General features: G+C 49.5%; 21 protein-coding genes and 1 pseudogene. 10 read left to right on the plus strand and 12 right to left on the minus strand.

The window, feature by feature from the left end; translation table 11 throughout:
- The first annotated feature begins 128 nt into the window (after positions 1 to 128).
- Positions 129 to 395 (plus strand): hypothetical protein, encoded by a 267-nt coding sequence (locus LN341_RS06725; protein ID WP_046219187.1) that lies wholly within the window; start codon positions 129 to 131, stop codon positions 393 to 395.
- Positions 396 to 442: 47 nt separating this feature from the next.
- Here LN341_RS06725 and LN341_RS21770 read toward each other — a convergent pair whose 3' ends face one another.
- Positions 443 to 571 (minus strand): hypothetical protein, encoded by a 129-nt coding sequence (locus tag LN341_RS21770; RefSeq protein ID WP_255783081.1) that lies wholly within the window; start codon positions 569 to 571, stop codon positions 443 to 445.
- A gap of 270 nt (positions 572 to 841) precedes the next feature.
- Between LN341_RS21770 and ald the strand changes: the two genes are divergently transcribed.
- Complete coding sequence (ald, locus tag LN341_RS06730) at positions 842 to 1,957, plus strand: alanine dehydrogenase (protein WP_046219185.1); 1,116 nt, start codon at positions 842 to 844, stop codon at positions 1,955 to 1,957.
- A 340-nt stretch (positions 1,958 to 2,297) separates the two neighbouring features.
- On the opposite strand, the gene LN341_RS06735 is transcribed toward ald, so the two are convergent.
- The gene (locus tag LN341_RS06735) at positions 2,298 to 2,945 is read right to left on the minus strand and encodes a murein L,D-transpeptidase catalytic domain family protein (protein ID WP_082095656.1); all 648 of its coding nucleotides are present in this window, start codon (positions 2,943 to 2,945) and stop codon (positions 2,298 to 2,300) included.
- Between the two features lie 468 nt (positions 2,946 to 3,413).
- A pseudogene (locus LN341_RS06740) lies at positions 3,414 to 5,726 on the minus strand (glycosyl hydrolase family 18 protein); the annotation flags it as partial.
- 405 nt (positions 5,727 to 6,131) lie between these two features.
- On the opposite strand from LN341_RS06740, the gene LN341_RS06745 reads away from it, so the two are divergent.
- The 6 genes from LN341_RS06745 to cyoE all read left to right on the plus strand — a co-directional run bounded on the left by LN341_RS06745 (position 6,132) and on the right by cyoE (position 12,146).
- Positions 6,132 to 6,890, plus strand: a complete 759-nt coding sequence (locus tag LN341_RS06745; protein ID WP_046219183.1) for a sulfite exporter TauE/SafE family protein — start codon at positions 6,132 to 6,134, stop codon at positions 6,888 to 6,890.
- 533 nt (positions 6,891 to 7,423) lie between these two features.
- On the plus strand, positions 7,424 to 8,323 hold the full coding sequence (gene cyoA / locus LN341_RS06750; RefSeq protein WP_046219182.1) for a ubiquinol oxidase subunit II: 900 nt from the start codon (positions 7,424 to 7,426) through the stop codon (positions 8,321 to 8,323).
- Between the two features lie 8 nt (positions 8,324 to 8,331).
- A complete protein-coding gene (gene cyoB, locus LN341_RS06755; protein ID WP_046219181.1) occupies positions 8,332 to 10,362 on the plus strand; it encodes a cytochrome o ubiquinol oxidase subunit I in 2,031 nt (676 codons plus the stop codon).
- Positions 10,352 to 10,957, plus strand: coding sequence for a cytochrome o ubiquinol oxidase subunit III (gene cyoC / locus LN341_RS06760; RefSeq protein WP_046219180.1), 606 nt, complete (start codon positions 10,352 to 10,354; stop codon positions 10,955 to 10,957). The genes cyoB and cyoC overlap by 11 nt, the downstream gene beginning before the upstream one ends.
- Positions 10,957 to 11,268 (plus strand): cytochrome o ubiquinol oxidase subunit IV, encoded by a 312-nt coding sequence (gene cyoD, locus LN341_RS06765; protein WP_234204492.1) that lies wholly within the window; start codon positions 10,957 to 10,959, stop codon positions 11,266 to 11,268. Before cyoC ends, cyoD begins: the two co-directional genes overlap by 1 nt.
- A 14-nt stretch (positions 11,269 to 11,282) precedes the next feature.
- A complete protein-coding gene (gene cyoE, locus LN341_RS06770) occupies positions 11,283 to 12,146 on the plus strand; it encodes a heme o synthase (RefSeq protein WP_046219565.1) in 864 nt (287 codons plus the stop codon).
- 299 nt (positions 12,147 to 12,445) lie between these two features.
- Here the strand turns inward: cyoE and LN341_RS06775 are convergent, their stop codons facing one another.
- Together LN341_RS06775 and LN341_RS06780 are read right to left on the minus strand one after the other, a co-directional pair.
- The gene (locus LN341_RS06775; protein WP_234204493.1) at positions 12,446 to 13,636 is read right to left on the minus strand and encodes a class I SAM-dependent methyltransferase; all 1,191 of its coding nucleotides are present in this window, start codon (positions 13,634 to 13,636) and stop codon (positions 12,446 to 12,448) included.
- Positions 13,637 to 14,003: 367 nt separating this feature from the next.
- Positions 14,004 to 15,404 (minus strand): methyl-accepting chemotaxis protein, encoded by a 1,401-nt coding sequence (locus LN341_RS06780; protein WP_234204494.1) that lies wholly within the window; start codon positions 15,402 to 15,404, stop codon positions 14,004 to 14,006.
- 84 nt (positions 15,405 to 15,488) lie between these two features.
- Between LN341_RS06780 and yccX the strand changes: the two genes are divergently transcribed.
- Positions 15,489 to 15,761 (plus strand): acylphosphatase, encoded by a 273-nt coding sequence (yccX, locus tag LN341_RS06785; RefSeq protein WP_046220757.1) that lies wholly within the window; start codon positions 15,489 to 15,491, stop codon positions 15,759 to 15,761.
- A gap of 28 nt (positions 15,762 to 15,789) precedes the next feature.
- Here yccX and LN341_RS06790 read toward each other — a convergent pair whose 3' ends face one another.
- From LN341_RS06790 to flgA, 7 genes are all read right to left on the minus strand, one after another.
- Complete coding sequence (locus LN341_RS06790) at positions 15,790 to 16,119, minus strand: TusE/DsrC/DsvC family sulfur relay protein (RefSeq protein WP_234204495.1); 330 nt, start codon at positions 16,117 to 16,119, stop codon at positions 15,790 to 15,792.
- A 162-nt stretch (positions 16,120 to 16,281) separates the two neighbouring features.
- On the minus strand, positions 16,282 to 16,944 hold the full coding sequence (locus tag LN341_RS06795) for a Bax inhibitor-1/YccA family protein (protein ID WP_046220755.1): 663 nt from the start codon (positions 16,942 to 16,944) through the stop codon (positions 16,282 to 16,284).
- Positions 16,945 to 17,160: 216 nt separating this feature from the next.
- Positions 17,161 to 18,357: an amino acid ABC transporter substrate-binding protein gene (locus LN341_RS06800; RefSeq protein ID WP_082095749.1), complete on the minus strand. Its 1,197-nt coding sequence runs from the start codon at positions 18,355 to 18,357 to the stop codon at positions 17,161 to 17,163.
- Between the two features lie 113 nt (positions 18,358 to 18,470).
- The gene (locus LN341_RS06805; RefSeq protein WP_052729978.1) at positions 18,471 to 19,244 is read right to left on the minus strand and encodes a lytic transglycosylase domain-containing protein; all 774 of its coding nucleotides are present in this window, start codon (positions 19,242 to 19,244) and stop codon (positions 18,471 to 18,473) included.
- Between the two features lies 1 nt (position 19,245).
- A complete protein-coding gene (gene flgN / locus LN341_RS06810) occupies positions 19,246 to 19,677 on the minus strand; it encodes a flagellar export chaperone FlgN (protein WP_234204496.1) in 432 nt (143 codons plus the stop codon).
- Between the two features lie 8 nt (positions 19,678 to 19,685).
- The gene (gene flgM / locus LN341_RS06815) at positions 19,686 to 19,967 is read right to left on the minus strand and encodes a flagellar biosynthesis anti-sigma factor FlgM (RefSeq protein ID WP_027252396.1); all 282 of its coding nucleotides are present in this window, start codon (positions 19,965 to 19,967) and stop codon (positions 19,686 to 19,688) included.
- A gap of 80 nt (positions 19,968 to 20,047) precedes the next feature.
- Positions 20,048 to 20,737 (minus strand): flagellar basal body P-ring formation chaperone FlgA, encoded by a 690-nt coding sequence (gene flgA / locus LN341_RS06820; protein ID WP_234204497.1) that lies wholly within the window; start codon positions 20,735 to 20,737, stop codon positions 20,048 to 20,050.
- A gap of 187 nt (positions 20,738 to 20,924) precedes the next feature.
- Here flgA and flgB point away from each other — a divergent pair, with 187 nt between their 5' ends.
- Entirely contained in the window at positions 20,925 to 21,284 is a 360-nt protein-coding gene (flgB, locus tag LN341_RS06825) for a flagellar basal body rod protein FlgB (RefSeq protein ID WP_027252394.1), read from the plus strand.
- Position 21,285 lies beyond the last annotated feature (1 nt).

Below are 21,285 nucleotides of genomic sequence, written 5' to 3' on the forward strand. Positions count from 1 at the left end.
CAGGAAATGCCGCTCACTGGCCCGACGGCCAGAATAACGCACTGCAGCAGACGCATTCGTGTTCTGTGTCCGGCTACGGTAAGATTGGGAGAAATCTTACTGATGAAGCATTGAGAAGGGCAGGCAGTATGCAAGATGATGAGATCATGACAGGTGAAATGCTGGTGGAAACAGTTGAGAATCAACTGGCCGAAGGCAATCCGATCAAAGTAAAAGAAACACTGATGCGGCTTGTCATGACAGGAACGCCAAGGGAAGAAGCCATCGAGATGATTGCCTGTGCCTTGTCAATTGAAGTGTTTGATGTGGTGAAAAATGACGGTGAATTCAACCTGAAGCGCTACTCAGAGAATCTGGATGCATTACCCGATATGGACTGGGAGATGGAAGACTGATCGGGTCCTTCCCGTCTGATTGTCCACGCCACCTCAGGGTGGCGTTCTTATTTATCCCCGCTGAAATCCACATCCATAGTGATAAATCCGCCTGTAGAACCAAGGTGACGGGTAAAATCCAGCATTTTATATGGCCGAATCGAAACTGGCAGCATCTCTGCGTTTATTTTATTCATGCATTTTGTCAGTAAGGTCAAAAATGCTTTGCTTTCTTTAATATTTAGACTTAAAGGCTGGTAAATGGACTTGAAACCAGCCCCAAAGCCTAATTATTGGTGTTTTCTTGAGCTTTTGTGGTGTGATGGATGTCATAAACAGAATGATATTCTGATAAACCTTAGGTGTCTGGATTCATTTGTTGCTTTTAGGTTAAAAAACGGTGACACATTTCAAATGTATTCCATTATTGTTTTCACAACCTCTGACAAGCCGCAAGGAAACTGACAATGATTATTGGTGTACCAAAGGAAATTAAAGTTCATGAATACCGCGTAGGCATGGTGCCTGCTTCTGTTAACGAAGCCGTTGCTCATGGCCACACTGTATACGTTGAAACGCAAGCGGGTGCTGGTATTGGTTTCAGCGATCAGGACTACATTGACGCCGGTGCAAAAATTCTGCCGACCGCCGCTGATGTGTTTGCAGAAGCTGAAATGATTGTGAAGGTGAAAGAACCTCAGGCAGTCGAACGTGCCATGCTGCGCGAAGGTCAGATTCTGTTTACTTACCTGCACCTGGCACCGGACCCAGAACAGACAAAAGATCTGGTTGACAGTAAAGCGGTATGTATTGCGTACGAAACCGTGACGGATGATTTTGGCCGCTTGCCTCTTCTGGCACCGATGTCCGAAGTCGCTGGTCGTATGTCAATTCAGGCGGGTGCTTTTGCACTGGAAAAATCTCGCGGTGGCAGCGGTATGCTGCTGGCGGGTGTTCCCGGTGTTGAACCTGCGAAAGTCGTGATTATCGGTGGTGGTGTCGTGGGTGCGAACGCTGCTCAGATGGCGGTTGGCCTGCGTGCGAACGTTGTCGTTCTGGATCGTAGCATTGATGTATTGCGTAAACTGGATGCGCAGTTCGATGGCAAGGTACAGTGCGTGTATTCAACCAAAGACGCGATTGAAAAGCATGTACTGGAAGCTGATCTGGTTATCGGTGGTGTGCTGGTGGCAGGTGCCGCAGCGCCTAAGCTGGTCACAGCTGAGATGGTGAAGAAGATGAAGCCTGGCTCAGCCATTGTGGATGTGGCCATCGACCAGGGCGGTTGTGTTGAAACTTCTCACGCAACAACGCACAGCGAGCCGACTTTCATTGTTGATGATGTTGTTCACTACTGTGTTGCCAACATGCCTGGCGCAGTTGCCCGTACTTCTACCTTTGCACTGAATAACGTGACATTGCCATATATTCTGAAACTGGCAAACAAAGGTTATAAAGCGGCGCTGCAGGAAGACAAACACCTGCTGAACGGGCTGAACGTTTACCGTGGTCAAATTACTTGTCACGAAGTATCAACGGCCTTGGATCTGCCATTTGTCGAAGCGGCGAAAGCGCTGGCCTGATTCAACTAAATGTTTGATGATAGTTTTTAAATCCCTGCTCCGGCAGGGATTTTTTTATATTTGATAGAAATAAGTGCAAGTGAGAATATTGAAGGCTAAACATTATCTGTCAGGTATTCATTGGCGTATTAATCGAATGGATAACGCACAGAGAACGAAAAGTATATCAAGTCTGTCTTGCGTGTCTGGATAATTTATCATTTCACAGTTATTCGCCCGGTAAAATGCGATCTTCCTAACAACTCTGCGTGCCAGGGTTTAAATTGATATTACTCTGACAAAACAAAAAGCCCTTATGAGAACATAAGGGCAAGAAATAAAAGTAATCAATCAGGTTATATTATGCGCGGGCGTAGATGACGCTGCCACCTTTAATGGTGTCGATAATCTTCTTGGAAAGGTTTGCCGGAAGCGCAGGGCAGCCCCAGCTGCGGCCTAAATAACCATGGCGTCGAATAAAATCTTCAGACGCATAGGGAGCGCCGTGAACAACAATATAACGGCGACGCGCATTGTCATTGAGGCCTTTTGTCAGGCCATCCAGACGCAGTGAATAACCATTGCCGCCGAAGTAGGTGGTATCGGTCAGAAAAGTACCCAGTGATGTTTGACGGGAATTGACGATATTCGAGAAGTGCTTTGCGACGACACCGCCACTGTTGACGCCGTGTGTCACGTAAGTGTGGTAGAGCAGTTTATTTCGCTTCAGATCGATAACAAAAAAACGCTTTTCAGTCGATGGCTTACTGTAATCAATAATCGTCAGTAACTGTTTTTTTCGTGCCTTGGTATTGTAATAAGCATGATAACCATTTTTAAATACTTCGAAGTCTAGCTTTCCTTGCAAACCCGCCTGTTCATAAACATATTTAACAATGATTTCAGGATTCTGAGTTTGTTGTGAAAGTGGTCCCTTAATTGTGCTTGCTGATGCATACTGTGGTAAATAAAAAAACAGCAAAATGAATAGGTAGATGGCTTGTTTCATTTCCTTGTTTACACTCTTTTAATTAGTTGTTGCCAGTGACGATAGGACTCTACCACAGGATTTGAATTTTTTTAGCCCTTGTATTGAAAGGGTTAAGTTAAAATTATTCCATCATCAAAGTATTTAATTTCTCAATTCTTATATTTTTATCAATATAAAACAGCGCATTAGAATATGAACATTGTTTAATCGAAAATTAGTCTCAACATGTCAGCTTATTTTACATTTTTAGTAAATTGTCAATTCTGACACGATTAATATTTTGTTTTAGAAAAGAAAAATAATAGGGGGGTAGCAGAAACATCAAATAATCACTCATTTGGCTGTTTGTTCGGATTTTGAGCTTGGTATCGCATTTTTATGATAGAAAATAATATCTTGGGTTAAAAAATGAACAATTTTGCTGCATAAAAAAGCGGGCTGTATTGCCCGCTTTGGTTAACAACTTAAGAATGACTGATTGATTTGTTACTGAACCGTACAGACGGTATCCCAGCTGCCGTCGCTGCCCGGTACTGAGTTTGTCCACCATTTCGCCTGATAAACCACGCCATTGTAGATAATCTGGTCGCCGCCGGCCGCATGGCTTGGGTTTCCTGCCCAGTCAGTTTGTGGCCAGTCTGGGTAGGTATTCACACCTGTGGTCACACACTCACCGTTATTGCCATCACCGCCGCCATTGTCGCCACCGCCGTTACTCAAATCTGCAATCGGCAAGTCTGGTTGTTCGAATGCCAGTGCATAGTCAGTATTGTTGACACGGACGCTGTAGTTCGCCGGACCAGAAATAGGCAGGAAGTAGTTCAGGGTCAGCTCAAAGCTTTCATTGTTACCCAACTGCTTCCAGCTTGGCAGAGTGAATGCGACACGGTGGAAGTTGCCGTCCAGGCCGCCAATGTTGTCACCACGGGTATGACCGGAAGAGATGACTTGCAGATTGGCACCGGATTGATCCGACATGTTATCCGGCGTAGATGTCGGGATGTCGAACTGGAATTCAGTGCCGCCAGGCAGAACCTGACCTGTTTTGTTGGTTAATGTCATGGTTGGATTGAGCGGGTAGTTTTGATCGCCCACTTTGAATCCGGTGACAGAGACTTCAACATTAACTGCTTCTGTTGGTATCGCACCCTCGGCAAGGGTATTACCATAAGGTGTCGCAGTGGCAAACTTGTTATGGATCGCCTTGGTCATGGTGTCACCCATGTGGTATTCACCGTTGCCTGTCTTACAGGCATTTTCGGTCGGGTCCACAGTGGTGCGGTTTCCGTTGGCATCCAGGTTGTAACAGCTGTAGTCACCGGCCAGTTCCCAGAACATGATACCGCCGATTCCCTGCTCGATCACATAGTCTGCCTTGGTGTTGATTGATTCTTTATCCTCGGTCGACAGGAAGACTTTCTTGTCTGCATTCCACAGCCATGGAGCAACAGAGACACTGTCGTAGTGGCGGGTATAGGTGCCGGTCAGCGCGTCCTGCGGATCGTTTACCGGATCTAAGCCATAGGCTGCGGTATAGCTGCCGTAAACACCGTTGGCCAGGTTCATGGCATGCCACATCGGGTTAGAGCCTGCGCCCATTTCATTACCGTTGGCGTCTTTATCGTGCCACATATTATCGATACCGATGGCACCGTAACCGCAATTACTGGTGCCTGCGCCTGTCCCGGTTGGGCAGTCGCTCTGATTCGGCAGCGCGGCTTTACCCCAGAGGCCGTTGGTTCCGCCAGTGACACCTTGCCAGCCACGGGTGTAGTAAGGCACACCAATGTTGATTCGGCCCGCCGGCATTGAACCGCGGAAATAGTGATAAGCCCAATCAGTGTTCAGATAACCGGTTTTTTTGTACTGTGCCGTGCCGTAGACGTTACCGGCTTCCAGCTCCGCATCCAGGCCGCTGTCGAACAGTGATGCGTTGTGACCGACATAGTCGTTCCAGGCGCCGTGCAGGTCGTAACTCATGATATTGACATAGTCGAGGTACTTAGTGACCGACATGGTTTCCATACCGCGCAGCAAATAGCCGGATGACGGTGCGGCAATGGTCAGCATATAGTGATGCCCGTCTTGCGCACTGGCCTGATCCAGTTTTTCACGCAGTACTTTCATCAGTTCATGGTAAGACTTCATTAAATGAGGACGCATGGCATCAGAGTAAGCGAAGTCATCCGGGTTGCCTGCACCTTGCATGCTGGTGGGGTATTCATAGTCGATGTCGAGACCGTCAAACTTGTACTGGCGCATCATGGCCACAGCAGAGTCAGCAAACGTCTGGATGCCCTGATGGTTGATACTGCCGTCTGCATTGGTGGTCATGGTATAAAAGCCACCATCAGCGACACGGTTGCCGTTGTCATCAAAATGGCCGCCGGTTTCCGCCCATCCGCCGATGGAGATTAGTGTCTTCACACCATGTTGGGCTTTGGCCGTTGCCAGTGCACCGAAATGACCTTTGAAACCAAGCGTCGGGTCAATCTCAACCCCAGGCCACTCTTTGCCGACTGCCGGGTTATCAGGATTATTGACATCGCCGATGTTAACTTTGCCGTCTGAACCGATACTGACGAAGGCATAGTTAATGTGAGTCAGGCTGTCCCAGGGAATATCCTTGACCAGATAACTGCTCTGCGGGTCGTTGCCGCTGCGCCAACTGGTGAAATAACCGATAACACGGCGCGGATGATCGGCGCCCATTTTTTCGCGGCCGTCCTGATCGTACACGGTACAGTAGGGAACAGTGACACCCGGGGTTTGGTACAAACCGTCGGGGCGGCAGTTCGCGGCAGCCTGAGTCTGGAAACTCAGCAAACAGGCTGCGCTGAGAGTGGCGAGAGCAAAGCCTTGCTTAGCACGCTTGCGCGTTGAATGTTGCTTTGGCATTGATGGTTCCTTAGTGTAAAAATCAAACAATAAAATAAGTAACAGGCTTATATTTAGCCGTAAAATTACTATAGGTTTTTTACCGGAACTCCGAGGTTTATTGTTAAAATTTTGATCTGGTATCACATAAATAGAGTGTTTTTCTGTAACATTTTCGTCATTATTTTGCGATAACAATCAATTCATCAACTTAATTGTATTGATGAAATAAATCGTTTAATCAATAGATTAGTGCCCTGGCGTGTATACATCTGTGCAGCCAATAGAGTATAAAGTGATGCTTTGGAATGACTTTCAGGATCAGAAATGGATATCACTTTATTCCATGCCTCTTTGCTCATTGGCACTGGATTTCTTGCCGGCATCATCAATACCCTGGCTGGCGGTGGCTCAAATTTAACCTTGCCGGCCTTGATGGTGATGGGGATGCCAGCAGAAGTGGCAAATGCAACCAACCGTCTCGGTGTTGTCTTGCAGGCAATTACTGCGGTTTTCGGATTCAAACGCCATGGGAAATTGGAGCTCAGTGATACCGGCCCGATTATGGTGCCAACGATAGTTGGCGGTTTGGCTGGGGCAGTGGCAGCGGCTTACGCGCCTTCTGAGTGGATTAAGCCTTTGTTGCTGGGCACCATGCTGCTCATGGCGTTCATCATTTTAGTCAAGCCTGCGGTGGTTGCACCTGAGCCTGGTACGCTGGCGAGAAAAGTGGCAGAGACGCCCAGTTCCTGGTGGGGATTAGGACTGGCAGGTTTCTACGGCGGTTTTGTTCAGGCGGGTGTGGGGTTTGTGTTGCTGGCTGCACTGGCAGGCACCTTGCGCTATGACCTGGTCCGCGCGAATGCATTAAAGATGCTCTGTACCCTGATGTTTACTGTGGTAGCCCTCGGCCTGTTTATTTACGAAGGGCTGGTGCTCTGGGTGCCGGGACTGATCCTGGCGGCCGGGACGATTGTTGGCACTCACCTGGCAGTGAAGTTTGCGATTAAAGCGACCGCAAAAACATTGAAATGGTTTTTGTTTTTAATGACATTGTGCGGTTGTATTGCGGCGATGCTGAATTAGTTCGCAAAAACAATGAAATAATTGCTGTAATTTTGTTAATTTAATTAACGTGAATTGTGTGTTGTTTATTGATTCAATATAACCTTCACTGCTTTTCAATATTCCCGGAATCGTCAGACTAAATAGAGTTACAGTTCAGATCAGAGCCCGTCATTAGCCCTATAATAAATAGGGTCAATGACGGGCTTTTTCTCTTTATGGTCATAATTTGGCCATGATTCCAAATACTAGATCTAAAGTTTCATTTTTAGTGAGTGTTAACTTAACAGCGAAAGTGGCAAAATATTTCAGTTGTAACAAAATGTGAGGAGGTGTAACCGTGAGTGAAATCAAGTGAGTATGTGTGAACTGTTTGGTGAATCAGTTGGCACTTTTTCAGGTGGAAAACTGATTCAATCCTGTGAACAGGGACATATAACAACTTGATTTTACGCAAAATAAAATGATTCAGATCAAAATAATAACTCATGTAGTCATTAAAAAGTGCGACTCGCTGTTGGTGACGACTTTTGCCCAAAAAGCTGAGAGAGAACATGAAAACCTCAAGATATAAGAACATCTTGTCGGGTGGGTTTGTATTTTTTATAAGCCTCTTCCTTTCAGGATGTCAATTTGCGCTGCTTGATCCGAAGGGACAAATTGGTGCTGCAGAAAAAGATTTGATAATCACATCAGTGCTACTGATGTTGGTTGTCGTTATTCCCGTTATTCTGATGACCTTCTATTTTTCATTTAAATATCGTGAATCGAATACGGGTGAAACGTACACGCCTGAGTGGGCTCACTCAACCAAAATTGAATTGGTTGTCTGGACAGTGCCAATTATTATCATCGCCATTTTGGGCGCTATTACCTGGCAGTCGACTCACGCGCTGGATCCAAGAAAGCCCATCGAAAGTTCTGTCAAACCCATGACGATTGAAGTGGTTTCACTGGATTGGAAATGGCTGTTTATCTATCCGGATCAGCACATTGCAACGATCAACGAAGTGGCATTCCCGAAAGATGTACCGGTTGAGTTTCGTGTGACGTCCAACAGTGTGATGAACTCTTTCTTCATTCCACAGCTGGGCAGCCAGATTTACGCCATGGCAGGTATGCTGACCAAGGTGCATCTGATTGCTGATGAAGCGGGTGTTTACGATGGTATTTCAGCGAGCTACAGCGGCCACGGTTTCTCTGGCATGAAGTTCAAAGCACTGGCGATGCCAGATCAGGAAAGTTTTGATGAGTGGGTCAAGAAAGCTCAGGCATCAAACGACAAGCTGGTCACGCTGAAGGACTTCGAGACCATTGCTGAGCCAAGTGAGAATGCACCGGTGAGTTATTACTCCAATGTGCCTTCAACCATGCTCACAACCATCCTGAATCAATTCGAAGGCTCGTTGATGTGCACAATCACGCCATCAAATTCCACTGAGCAAACATTCTAGGACATATTATGTTTGGACGATTAACACTGGACGCCATCCCGTTCCATGAGCCCATTCTCATGGTGACTATGGCGATCATCATGCTGGGCGGCGCGGCCCTGGTAGGCGGTATTACCTACCTGGGTAAGTGGCGTTACCTATGGACAGAGTGGTTCACGACTGTCGATCATAAAAAAATTGGTGTGATGTATATCATCATTGCCTTTGTCATGATGATGCGCGGTTTTGCCGATGCCATCATGATGCGTAGTCAGCAAGTGCTGTCTGCCGCGGGTGAAACCGGCTATCTGCCGCCACATCACTACGATCAAATTTTCTCTGCGCACGGCGTAATCATGATTTTCTTCATGGCGATGCCTTTCATCATTGGTCTGATGAACATCGTCATTCCGTTGCAGATCGGTGCGCGTGACGTTGCTTTCCCGTTCCTGAACTCCCTGAGCTTCTGGTTGTTCGTGGTGGGTGTGGTGCTGATCAACCTGTCGCTGTTTGTCGGTGAATTCGCGCAAACTGGCTGGCTGGCGTATCCGCCACTGTCGGGCAAGGAATACAGTCCCGGAGTAGGGGTCGACTACTGGATCTGGGCACTGCAGATATCCGGTATCGGGACCACATTATCGGGCGTGAACTTCTTTACGACGATCATGCGCCTGCGTACACCGTCAATGCCGTTGATGAAAATGCCAGTTTTCACCTGGGCTTCTCTGTGTGCCAACGTGCTGATCATTATTTCGTTCCCGATCCTGACCGTGACCATTGCGCTGCTGACGCTGGATCGTTACCTGGGCACGCACTTCTTCACCAATGACATGGGTGGCGACATGATGATGTACGTCAACCTGATTTGGGCCTGGGGTCACCCTGAGGTTTACATTCTGGTACTGCCGGTCTTCGGTGTGTTCTCAGAAGTTGTGGCCACGTTCTCGCGCAAGAAACTGTTTGGCTACACCTCGCTGGTGTGGGCGACGGTTGTGATCACCATCCTGGCCTTCGTGGTCTGGCTGCACCACTTCTTTACCATGGGTGCCGGCGCAAACGTGAACGCCTTCTTTGGTATCGCCACGATGGTGATCTCCATACCAACCGGTGTGAAGATCTTCAACTGGCTGTTCACGATGTACCGTGGCCGCATTAAGTTCACGACACCGATGCTGTGGACTGTCGGTTTCATGATCACCTTTACCATCGGTGGGATGACAGGGGTGCTGCTGGCGGTACCGGCTGCGAACTTTGTTCTGCATAACAGTCTGTTCCTGATTGCACACTTCCATAACGTGATCATTGGTGGTGTGGTATTTGGTTGCTTTGCCGGCTTTGCGTACTGGTTCCCGAAAGCAACGGGCTACATGCTGGATGAGAAATGGGGCAAGCGTGCCTTCTGGTTCTGGATTACCGGTTTCTTCGTGGCCTTTATGCCGCTCTATATCCTGGGCTTCATGGGCATGACCCGTCGTCTGAGCCAGCACATTGAACCACAGTACTTCCCAATGCTGGCGATTGCCGCCTTTGGTGCAGTCCTGATCCTGTGCGGTATCCTGTGTCAAATCATGCAGTTATACGTGACCTTCCGTGACCGTGAAGCGCTGCGTGATGTGACCGGCGACCCTTGGGATGGCCGTACCCTGGAGTGGGCGACCTCATCACCACCGCCGTTCTACAACTTTGCCCATTTGCCTGAAGGGAATGAACTGGATGCGCACTGGTATCAGAAAGAACGTGGTGAAACCGAGCAGTCGCGTGATTATCAGCCCATCCACATGCCGAAAAACACCGGCGCCGGTGTGATTATTTCTGCGTATGCACTGGTATTTGGTTTTGGTCTGATCTGGTACATCTGGTGGCTGGTCGCTATCGGTGTAGTCGGCATGATCGGGACTTGGATCAAGCACAGCTTCAACGAAGACGTGGATTACTATGTGACGGTTGAAGAAGTGAAAGCGATCGAAGAAGCACATAAAGCCCGTGTTGCAGGCGCAAGCACTAAACCTGTCACCAATAACGACGACGAAGATGAGATGGAGGTCGAATATGCAAACTAATGCTGTCGATCATCACGCGCACGACGAACACCATCACGACATCGGTGAAACCAAGCTGCTGGGCTTCTGGATTTACCTGATGAGCGACTGCATTCTGTTCGCAACGCTGTTTGCTACCTATGCCGTATTGTTTAGCAATACGGCAGGCGGTCCGAGTGGGAAAGATATCTTCGAGCTGCCGTTTGTGTTTACCGAAACCATGATGCTGCTGTTCAGTAGTATCACTTTTGGCTTCGGTATGATTGCCATGAAACGTAAAGATGTTGCTGGTCTGAAGCGTTGGATGTACGTCACCTTCCTGCTGGGCTTCGGCTTTGTGGCGATGGAAGTGTATGAGTTCCACCACCTGATTGAAGAGGGCTTTGGTCCGGATCGCAGCGCGTTCCTGTCTTCCTTCTTTACCCTGGTGGCGACTCACGGTCTGCACGTGACTGCCGGTCTGATCTGGATGCTGGTGTGCATGATTCAGCTCAATACCAAAGGCCTGAACGAGACGATGGAAACCCGTTTCCAGTGTCTGAGCCTGTTCTGGCACTTCCTGGATATCGTGTGGATCTGCGTGTTTACCATTGTCTACCTGTTGGGAGTATTGTAATGGCGAATCAAGCACATCAAACCGGTTACGGTGATTACATCAAAGGATTCATTGCGTCATTAATCCTGACCATTATTCCTTTCTACTTTGCGGCGACCAAAAGCCTGCCAACGACGACCACAGTCATCATCCTGGTGGCCTGTGCTGTGGTTCAGCTGGTGGTTCATCTGGTGTATTTCCTGCACCTGGACCGCTCTGAGAAAGGCATGTGGAACTCAATGTCCTTCGTGTTTACTGCGATTATCGTCCTGATCCTGATTGCTGGCTCCGTCTGGATCATGGTCAATCTGCACGACAACATGCTGCTGTAATTCGGATGACGATCATGATCAAAGGATACATTTCCATTACCAAACCTGGGATCATCATCGGTAACCTCATCTCTGTGCTGGCCGGATATTTTCTGGCTGCGAAGACGGAGGGGCTGAACGGGCCCCTCCTGATTTACACATTGCTGGGTGTGGCTCTGGTGATTGCTTCCGGTTGCGTGATCAACAATATTTTTGACCGGGATATCGATCAGAAGATGTCCCGCACCCAAAGCCGTTTACTGGCGAAAGGGGCAATCAATGCAGACGCCGCCTTTGTGTACGCGGTTGTGTTGCTGTTGTCAGGTACGGCGGTGCTGTATCAGAAAGCCAATCCGCTTTCAGCGGTCGTGGTGCTGCTGGGGTTTGTGTTTTACGTCTTTTTTTACACCATGTGGTACAAGCGTACCTCGGTGTACGGCACGCTGGTTGGTAGTGTGTCAGGCGCTGTGCCGCCTTTAGTGGGCTATCTGGCGGTGACCAATTATATCAGCCTGGAAGCCATGCTGTTGTTTGCGATGTTCTGCCTGTGGCAAATGCCGCACTCATACGCGATTGCTATGTTCCGCATGCAGGATTACAAAAATGCTGAGATCCCTGTATTACCTGTGGTTGAAGGCATTCACAAAGCCCGCCGTCATATGATGGCTTATGTGGCTGCGTTTACTGTTGTTGCACTGGCAATGTTTGCTTTAGGTTTCAGCGGTTATGAATATTTACTGGTGACGTCTGGTGTGTGCCTGTGGTGGTGCATCGTCACTTTCCGTCCTCTGAGCGAGGACACCTATGTACAGTGGTCAAAATCAGTATTTAAGACATCACTGTTTGTGGTAACCGGAATCAGCTGTGTGCTGGGCCTGGAATTGATTCCGTTCATATGACGGCAGGCGGTTCATCACAATTTACCGATTCAACACTCTCTTGGCTAACAACTTAATTAGCTACTTTTGTTCCGGTTTGGGTTTTTCCTGCCTCGATACTATCTCCATCGAGTCAGAGAAAACCCTTTTTTTTTTGCCTAATACCCGTCCTACTTGAAGCCGCAGCGGTGTTGGCTGCGTGCATTCCTGGAACGCCAGTCCGACCCAATCACATAGTTAACTATGCTCATGGGGATTCATTTACTTGCCGCCTACCTGCGACTCCAAGTCGTTTGGGTATTGCTCGATGACGACAACTGTTACTTCACGTAGCAGGCAAAACCTTTCAGGTAGAAACCTTCCGGATACGCAGAGTCGAGTGGGTGATCAGCTGCCTGGCTGAAACGCTCAATAAACTGTACTTCACGTTTCGCATCCAGTGCTGCATCGGCGACAATTTTCTGGAACAGGTTGCTGTCCATCAGACCAGAACAGGAATAGGTCAGCAGTGTGCCGCCCGGTTTCAGGATCTGCATCGCCAGCATATTAATGTCTTTGTAACCCCGGCAGGCGCCAACCAGTTGTGCTTTGGATTCAGCAAACTTTGGCGGGTCCATGATCACCACATCAAACAGCTCTCCACGCTCCCGGTACTCGCGCAGCAGTTTAAACACATCGGCATTGACGAATTCTGCGTTCTCAACCGGCAGACCGTTGATTTCAGCATTTTGACGTGCCGTATCCAGCGCAGGCTGAGAAACGTCAACGTTGATGACTTTGTCTGCACCGCCTTTGAGCGCATACAAACCGAAACCGCCGGTATAGCAGAAACAGTTCAGCACCCGTTTGCCTTTCACATACTTGATGGCTGCCTGGCGACTGTCACGCTGATCCAGATAGAAGCCGGTTTTGTGACCACCAACGATATCAACGTGAATTTTGATGCCGTTTTCTTCGATGGTGACAACCGGTGGCGGCGTCTCGCCGTGCAATACACCGGTGCGAGGCTTCAGGCCTTCTTTTTTACGGACTGAGACATCAGAGCGCTCATAGATGCTGCACTCCGGGTAGCAGGTTTTGAGTGCTTCAATCAAATTGTCTTTCTGTGCTTCTGCGCCGGCACTGAGCAACTGACACACCAGGAAATTCTGGTATCGGTCGATAGTAATCCCCGGCAGTCCGTCTGACTCAGCTGCGATCAAACGGTAACCTGTCAGTCCGTCACGTTCAGCCAGAATGTCACGCAACCCCTGTGCGGCGTTCAGACGCTTGATAAAGAACGCGGTATCAATGGTATCGTTTTGCTCAAAGGACCAGACACGGACACGGATCTGAGACTGAGGAGAATAGGCACCACGGGCGAGCCATTCACCCTTGTGATCAAACACATCAACGGTGTCGCCCAATTCCGGTTTTCCTTCGACACGTTGAATACCACGTGAAAAAACCCAGGGATGGCGGCGGCGCAGTGATTTATCGCGACCTTTCACCAAATAGATAGAAGCTGTCATGTTAGGACCAGAAGCTGTAAAAGAATGGAGGCGTATTATCTTGTTCAGTGTGAGGAAAATCAACCGCAAGTCCGGGCATTTCAGTGATACTGAAGTTCCTGCGGGCAAAAGGGTAAGCAAAGAAGAAATTTCCCTCCCCTGATGAAGGGGAGGGTGGGGTTGATACAGCGATGACTGAAACCACGATGATTCCCTCCCCTTGGCAAGGGGAGGGTTAGGGTGGGGTTCGTGAGGCGAGCGCGTATTCTGCGCCAGTGCCAGCTAACCCCCGCCTAGCCTCCCCCTTGAAAAGGGGGAGGAACCAAAAGGCATTTTAATTCTCTCCCCCTAGGGGAGGAACGAAGAAGCAATTTCAGACAGCCAGGTATCAGGCTTTTACGCCATTCATCAGAATTTCCAGTTGTTGTGCCTGTTGATTCAGGCGCTCAATATCACTGGCTGTGTGGGCAATCACTTGCTTGACCTGGCGCGATTGCTCCCGCACCTGTTCGACGCTGCTGGCAATCCCATCCGCGACCGAGCCCTGCTGCTCAGCGGCAGCAGCAATTTCCGTGCTGCGATCTGAGATATGCTGATTGCGCTCCGATATCTGAGTGATTTGCTGATCAACCGAGCCCATCAGGGTTTCACTCTCACCGGCGTTGGTGACTGTGCTTTGCATCACAGCCATCAGGGTCTGGCTGTTTTTCTGCAGCGATTCTATCATCTGCTGGATTTCGACGGTCGCCGTTTGCGTCCGGCCCGCCAGGGTGCGCACTTCGTCCGCGACCACGGCAAAACCACGCCCTTGCTCGCCAGCGCGGGCTGCTTCAATGGCGGCATTCAATGCCAGCAAGTTCGTTTGCTCAGAAATGGCGTTGATGGTGGTGACCACAGCGTCAATTTTTGCGGCATTACTGTCGAGCGCATTGACCGCTTCAGCGGCCTGATGAATTTCGCGAGTCAGTTGATTAATGGCCTGCTTCGTATGGCTGACCTGAATACGGCCCTGCTCAGTCACGTCCTGGGCTTCCCGGGTTTGCGTTGAGGTGTCGTGCGCATGGGCGGCCACTTCACGAATTGAAGAGGCCATCTCTTCTGTGGCACTCGCAAGCGAGTCCAGGTGTGCTTGCTGGTCGGCTGAAAGATTTTCAGTTTGCATTGAGCGTTGACGAAGCTCGCTGCTGATCTGCTGCATGAGCGCCGTTGCTTCCTGAGTGGCCAGCACCAGTTGCTGTTCGCGCTCTGCAACTTTGTCGATCGTGATGGCAATGGTGCTGAATTCATCCCGGACTTTAAAAAAGTTCAGGCGTTGCGTCAGGTCGCCATCTGCCAGCGTCGACAGGGCTCTGTGTGTGGTGAACATCGCACCGCCAATAAAGGTCATGATGTAGTACACCATGGCACAGGCCAGTAAAACAACCAGGACACCTAATCCCATCTGAAACTCGGTGAGATAGTCAAACAGACCTGAAGATTCAGTGGATATCAGGCTGTAATGCATTCCCGCCACCGATACCGCATGCTCGCCACGCCCTACAGCGATCCCCGTATTACTCAATAATTGCGCTGCATCAGACTGGGAAACTTTCAGCTCAGATAATAACTGGGCTGAAGCCTGTAACTTTTGTGTGATAAGTGATTGATACTGCTTTTCTCCAGCATCAGCTAAAATTGCACTGACAGTGATCATTCCGATCAGCGGCAACAGGAACAAAAGGTAAAATTTTTCCTGCAGCTTAAGGTGAATGAGGTATTTATCAATCCATCGAAATGCAACTTCTTTCATTTTGTCTTCCTGAATAAAGGGTGGTGTGGCGTAAGTGAATACTAATATTTTATCTTTTAAATAGGGCTAATCTTGAGGTGATATATGTCACAAATTTGCGTCTTGGTCAGAGTCACGGGCCATGTTCAGGGAGTGGGGTTTCGTTTTCATACTGCGCATGAAGGATTGAAAATCGGTGTGAGCGGCTATGCGAAGAATTTACCCGACGGCAGCGTCGAAGTGTTAGCGTGCGGGAAAGCTGAAAAAGTCGAACAACTGGTGGATTGGCTGGCCAGTGGCCCGCGCACATCCCGGGTGGACAGTATTAGCCGGGATGAGCTGGAATGGCGTGCCATGGATGGTTTCGAAATCATTTAGCCGAAGCTGTATGGCCCCGGCTAATGGATCACAGACATTTTGCCGGTTTAGGTAACCCTGCCAGTTTGGTGGCTTGTTTCGCCGGTCCTTTGGGAAAGAGTTTGAACAGATACTTGGAACTGCCTTTTTCTTCACCGTATTTTTTTGCCATTGCCTTCACCAGCATGCGGATAGCCGGTGAGGTATTAAATTCCAGATAGAATTCACGAACAAAAGTGATCACTTCCCAGTGGGCATCAGTGAGCGCTACACCTTCTTCTCTGGCCAGCAATGGGACCAATTCGGGTGTCCAGTCGCTGACATTTTTTAAATATCCCTGGGCATCGGTGTCGATGACATTTCCGTCAAATTCAAGCATGGTACGTCTCGCAGTTGTTAACCCGGCAAGGATAGTGATATCGCTCTTCCTTCGCAAGTATCTGCGCATGAATACTTTGCAACCCAAGGCTGTTGATTGCATCGCAGAAAAACAAAAAAGCGCCCCGGAGGGCGCTTCTGGTATTGTCAGTAACAGACGGGATTAATCGTCGCTGCCCATGATGCCCAGAATTTGCAGCAGGCTCAGGAACAGGTTGTAAATAGACACATACAGGGTCACGGTTGCAGAGATATAGTTTGTCTCACCGCCACGAACAATCGACTGAGTAGTCAGCAGGATGGCCGCAGAAGAGAAGAGCACAAACATACCGCTGATCACCAGAGACAGCATTGGCATTTGCAGGAAGATGTTTGCAATCACAGCAACCACGATGGCGATAAAGCCAGCCAGGAGCATGCCGCTCAGGAACGACAGGTCGCGCTTGGTGGTCAGTGCATAGGCAGAACACGCCATGAAGGTCAGTGCCGTACCGCCCAGTGCCGGCATGATCACATGTCCCATCCCTGCGCCGATATACATGTTCAGGATTGGGCCAAGGGTGTAACCCATGAAACCCGTGAGCAGGAAGGTAAAGACCAGACCCAGGCCGCTGTCACGGTTCTTTTCTGTCAGGAACAGTAAGCCGTAAAAGCCAACCAGAGTGATGATTAAACCCGGATGCGGCAGGTTCATCGCCATAGAAACACCGGCGACCACGGCTGACCACAGTAAGGTCAGAGATAGCAGGAAATAAGTGTTGCGCAGAACCTTGTTCGTTGACAGTACGCCTTCGTAGCCATTACTACGGACAATACGATCGTTCATAAATGCTTCCCCTTAGGGTTAGTGTTGAAATTTACTATGCCATATATGGCGGCAACATCGGTCACTTTCAAGATTAAGTCATTGAAACTTTGAACCGACATTGAAAAAAATCGTTGAAAGTATTGGCTTAAATATACTGGAGAGCTGGCCAATACCTATGATCAAAGATGTAACAGTGTGTAAATCTGCCGGTTCGATCCGCCAGTTCAGGCCAGACTAGCGTATCGGGGGCGCATAATGCAAACCTCCCTGGGTCCAGAGGCTGTTTTGTGCCCGCTGAATATGAAGCGGAGACTGGATACCAACTGTACGATCAAAGCTTTCGCCGTAATTCCCCACTTGCTTGATGATCTGATAAGCCCAGTCAGGCTTCAGCCCCAGACTTTTGCCCTGCGGGCCGTCTAAGCCAAGAAACCGGCGAACTTCCGGAATTTCACTGCTTTTCATCTCATCGATATTCTGTGAGTTGATCCCCAGCTCTTCGGCATTGATCATGGCATTCAGTGTCCATTTCACGATGTTGTACCACTGATCGTCCCCCTGGCGGACTACAGGTCCCAGCGGCTCTTTGGAAATGATATCCGGTAAAATAATCGCGTCTTCGGCATTTTTCAGATTCAGCCTTAAGCCGTAAAGGCCGGACTGATCCGCGGTCAGCACATCGCAGCGCCCTTCCTCAAAACCCATGATCGTTTCCTGTGCAGTATCAAACGGCACCAGGGTGTAAGTCAGGTTGTTGAGTTTGAAATAGTCTTCAAGATTCAGCTCGGTCGTGGTGCCGGACTGAACGCAAATGGTGGCGCCGGACAAATCTTCCGCTCGGTTGGCGTTGAGGGATTTTTTCACCATAAAGCCCTGGCCATCGAAATAGAGGATGCCGGCAAAATGCAGTTCGAGCGCTGTGTCGCGCTGTAAAGTCCAGGTGGTATTGCGTGACAATATGTCTATCTCGCCTTTTTGCAGCGCCGCAAAGCGCTCCCGGGCATTGAGCGGGATAAATTTGACTTTGCTTTTATCTCCCAGGGTTGCAGCGGCGACAGCCTGGCAGAACTCCACATCCAGGCCATACCATTCGCCTTTCTGATTGGGCATGGAGAATCCGGGCAACCCGGTACTGACCCCACATTCGAGGTAACCTTTTTCGGCGATGTGTTCTAAGGTCGGAGAAAAACTAATCTGTTTGCTCAGCCGGCCCCTGAGTGTATTGACTTCTTTTTCAAGCTCTTCGACACGTTGCGAATCCTGACTCAGGACGTTCTGAACCGGCTGCTCTTCCATCTGCTGTTCGAGCATCTCGACTTTATTTTCCAGTGCTTTGATTAACGCTTTGTCTTGCGCATTGTCGCGATCGCATCCTGAGATCATCAGCAGGCATAGGGTTCCCAGCAGACAAGCCTGAATCGTGTCCGTCATAACGTGTCCTTCTGCTTCATCGGCCTGTAGGCGAGAACCGACAGGTAATGCTTATGAATAGAAATATCAATCTTCAGTATAGGAACCGTTCACGGATGTGCGAGTATCAATATTTATAAAGGGATCAGGGGTTTGACAGGTGACATGTTAATCACCTCCCGTTTGGCAAACAGATCCGTCAGTATCCGGGTTTCCATGTCAGTGGGCGGGCGGCTGACAGTCAACCGGAGAATGGGATCTGTTGAATTGGTCTGGCGGGTTAAAGTGTCCAGATCCACAACCGAAAGCAGTGCATGAAATTTGTGCACATAGTCGCGGGTTTCTTTCGGTAATGTCAGGGCGGTGAACTGACGGCTGTTGGCTTTTTTGATGGCCCGGCCAACCCGGCCTTCGCCGGCATTGTAGGCGGCCAGTGTCAGTGCAAGGTCCTGATCGAACTTGTTGTACAGAAATGACAGATAAGCGACGGCGGCCTGAGTGCTTTTCTGGACATCAAAGCGCTCGTCGTTATCGGCTTGTACCTGCAATCCGAACCGTTCGGCAGTGGCTGGGATCAGCTGCCACAGACCGGCTGCATTGGCTGAGGAGACCGCATCCACTCTGAAAGTCGATTCAATCATGGGCAGTAATGCCAGATTGGCCGGGAGTTGTTTAGCACGCAGAACCTGCTCAATATCACGCAGTGTTTCTTGATTACGCAGCAGGTGTTGCTCAATCAGATGGCGGTGGGGCAATAACTTGTCAACCTGTGCCTGTAAGGCATCAGCACTGAGCGAAAAAGACGACAATGCCGGGCTGGCCAATGCGACACCCGGCAGGAAAAAAAGTGTGAACCAACAACAGAAACCGGCCCAGAAGGGGACGCCGGTTTTGCGGGCAATCGACATATCAGCTCTGCATCAATGCCGTGCCATAGGCAGGTTCACCTTTAATCTGCATCAGCAATTCACCGTAAGAAGCGGACAGATTGCCGTTCACCTGATTGGTTTTCTGGCAGGACTGGACATGACTCTCCAGTTGCTGCCAGCTCTGGCGAACCTGGGCGTTTAGTGGGGAAGGCAGTTTTTTCATCAGCATTGTCATGCCTTGCTTATCGGCAGGCAGTCCGAGCTGTTGTAACAACTGCCGGCGCTGCGAGGCACTGTGCTGAAGCTGAGCAAGCACGTGTTCCTGCTTTTTGACCAGTTCGGTTAACGTGGTGCCGTTAAATTGCAGATAACTGGCTTGCTGTCGCAACAGTAATTGTCCGAGTTGCTGGTAAGCCTGAAGGTCGTGGCGGATCCCCTGAATCAGTGCTTTCACTATCTGCTGCTTGCTCATGTCTGGCCTCATTCGTGTCCGGTGTGGAATTCCAGAATTGCGCTGGACAGGGTATCAATGTCCAGTTTGAGATCGCCTTTTGCCAGTGCCTGCTTCACAGCATTCACTTTTTCCATATCGATGTCCGGTAAGTCGGCCAGTTTTTCCTGCGCCTGTGAAATGATCTGGTTGCTGGCGCTGATCACCGGTTCCAAACCTTTCGATTTACCTGCGGTTTCCACTTGTGCCGGGCTGGACGGACGTTGGGTTGATGACGCCACCTGAGAATTAATTACTTTGTCAATTTTCATGAATGTATCCTGCTCGTTTGTTCTACCGCTTGAATTTAAGTAACTGCTAAAGAGGAAAAGCGACCGCTTCCGGGCGGAAATTAAAAAATAGTTTCAACTTTTCCACGCTCAACCACGACAGCCTGAATGACCTTTCCTGAACTGATATTGCGGACAGAAACCTGTTCACCTTTAACACCATTTTGCAAGGCTTCTCCTTTCATGCTGGCCTCCAGACCATTCTTGCTGGCGACGATGATGACAGTGTTGCCTTCTTCAACCAGCCACAGCGGCTGGAGCTGCAGCGGATTGATGATCTGACCACTCCGGACTCGTCTTAACGTCCGCTGACCAATGAGCTGCTCCGGGTGGGTCGCAAACGCTTCATCGCGGGTCAGGGTCAGTACCTGAGATTTGAGCATCGCCGCCGTCAGTCTGGTATCACGCCGGATGTGTGTCGCCGAGACGATCACCGGTAACCGGAGACTGACCTGCGCGGTAATGTTCAGTTTCCATGGCTGAGCGCCGGACTGGCATTCAAGCTGACGGCGCAGATAACCCACCGGCAGGCTCTGCTGATCGGCGGCGCTGATATACAGCTCAGTGTCACAGGCCGGCAGGTGATCCACAGAAGCCGGCACACTGATACTAATCTCAGTGTCATAGTCCGGCCATTGTTGCCTGGCGGCATAACTGGCGATTTCCTGCGCTATCTGAGCCTGGGTCCAGGCCACCAGTTCAGACGCATTCTGTTTATTGCCACTGTCTGCCAGGGCGACAGAAGGCAGCATCAGCACTGCAGTCCACAGCGCATGAAAGTAGCCGGATTTCCTGTTTCCTGATTTCCGCCTGTGTGTGAAAGGGCGGAAGTTCCGCTTCCTTTCCTCTTTGTAACTCACTGAAAAATAAAGCATAAAATATTGGCATGTTTCTTGTTAGTAGTCATGGTGCAAGCGTGACCGATTTAAAGGAAAAACAATGGCGATCAGTTTTGAAAATGCGCTGGGTGTCCATCCTGATGCGCTTAATTTCAGGGTACAGCGCAGCAAAGTATTGGCAAGCAACTTAGCAAATGTCGATACCCCTGGATATCTCGCCAGAGACCTGGCGTTTGAAAGCGTGATGAAAAACACAAGCTCACGCGTGGATACTCCTCCACCGCAGTTGGATGTGAGCGCGAAATACCGGGTGCCGTACCAGAACAGCAAAACCGGTAACACCGTTGAGCTGGGCGTGGAACAAGCCAAGTTTGCCCAGAACAACATGGATTTTCAAACCAGTCTGACGTTTATGAACATGAAGTTCAGCGGACTGGCCAAAGCAATTGAGGGTCGTTAAT

It is taken from the genome of Photobacterium sp. TLY01, assembly GCF_021432065.1.
Taxonomy (GTDB): domain Bacteria; phylum Pseudomonadota; class Gammaproteobacteria; order Enterobacterales; family Vibrionaceae; genus Photobacterium; species Photobacterium halotolerans_A.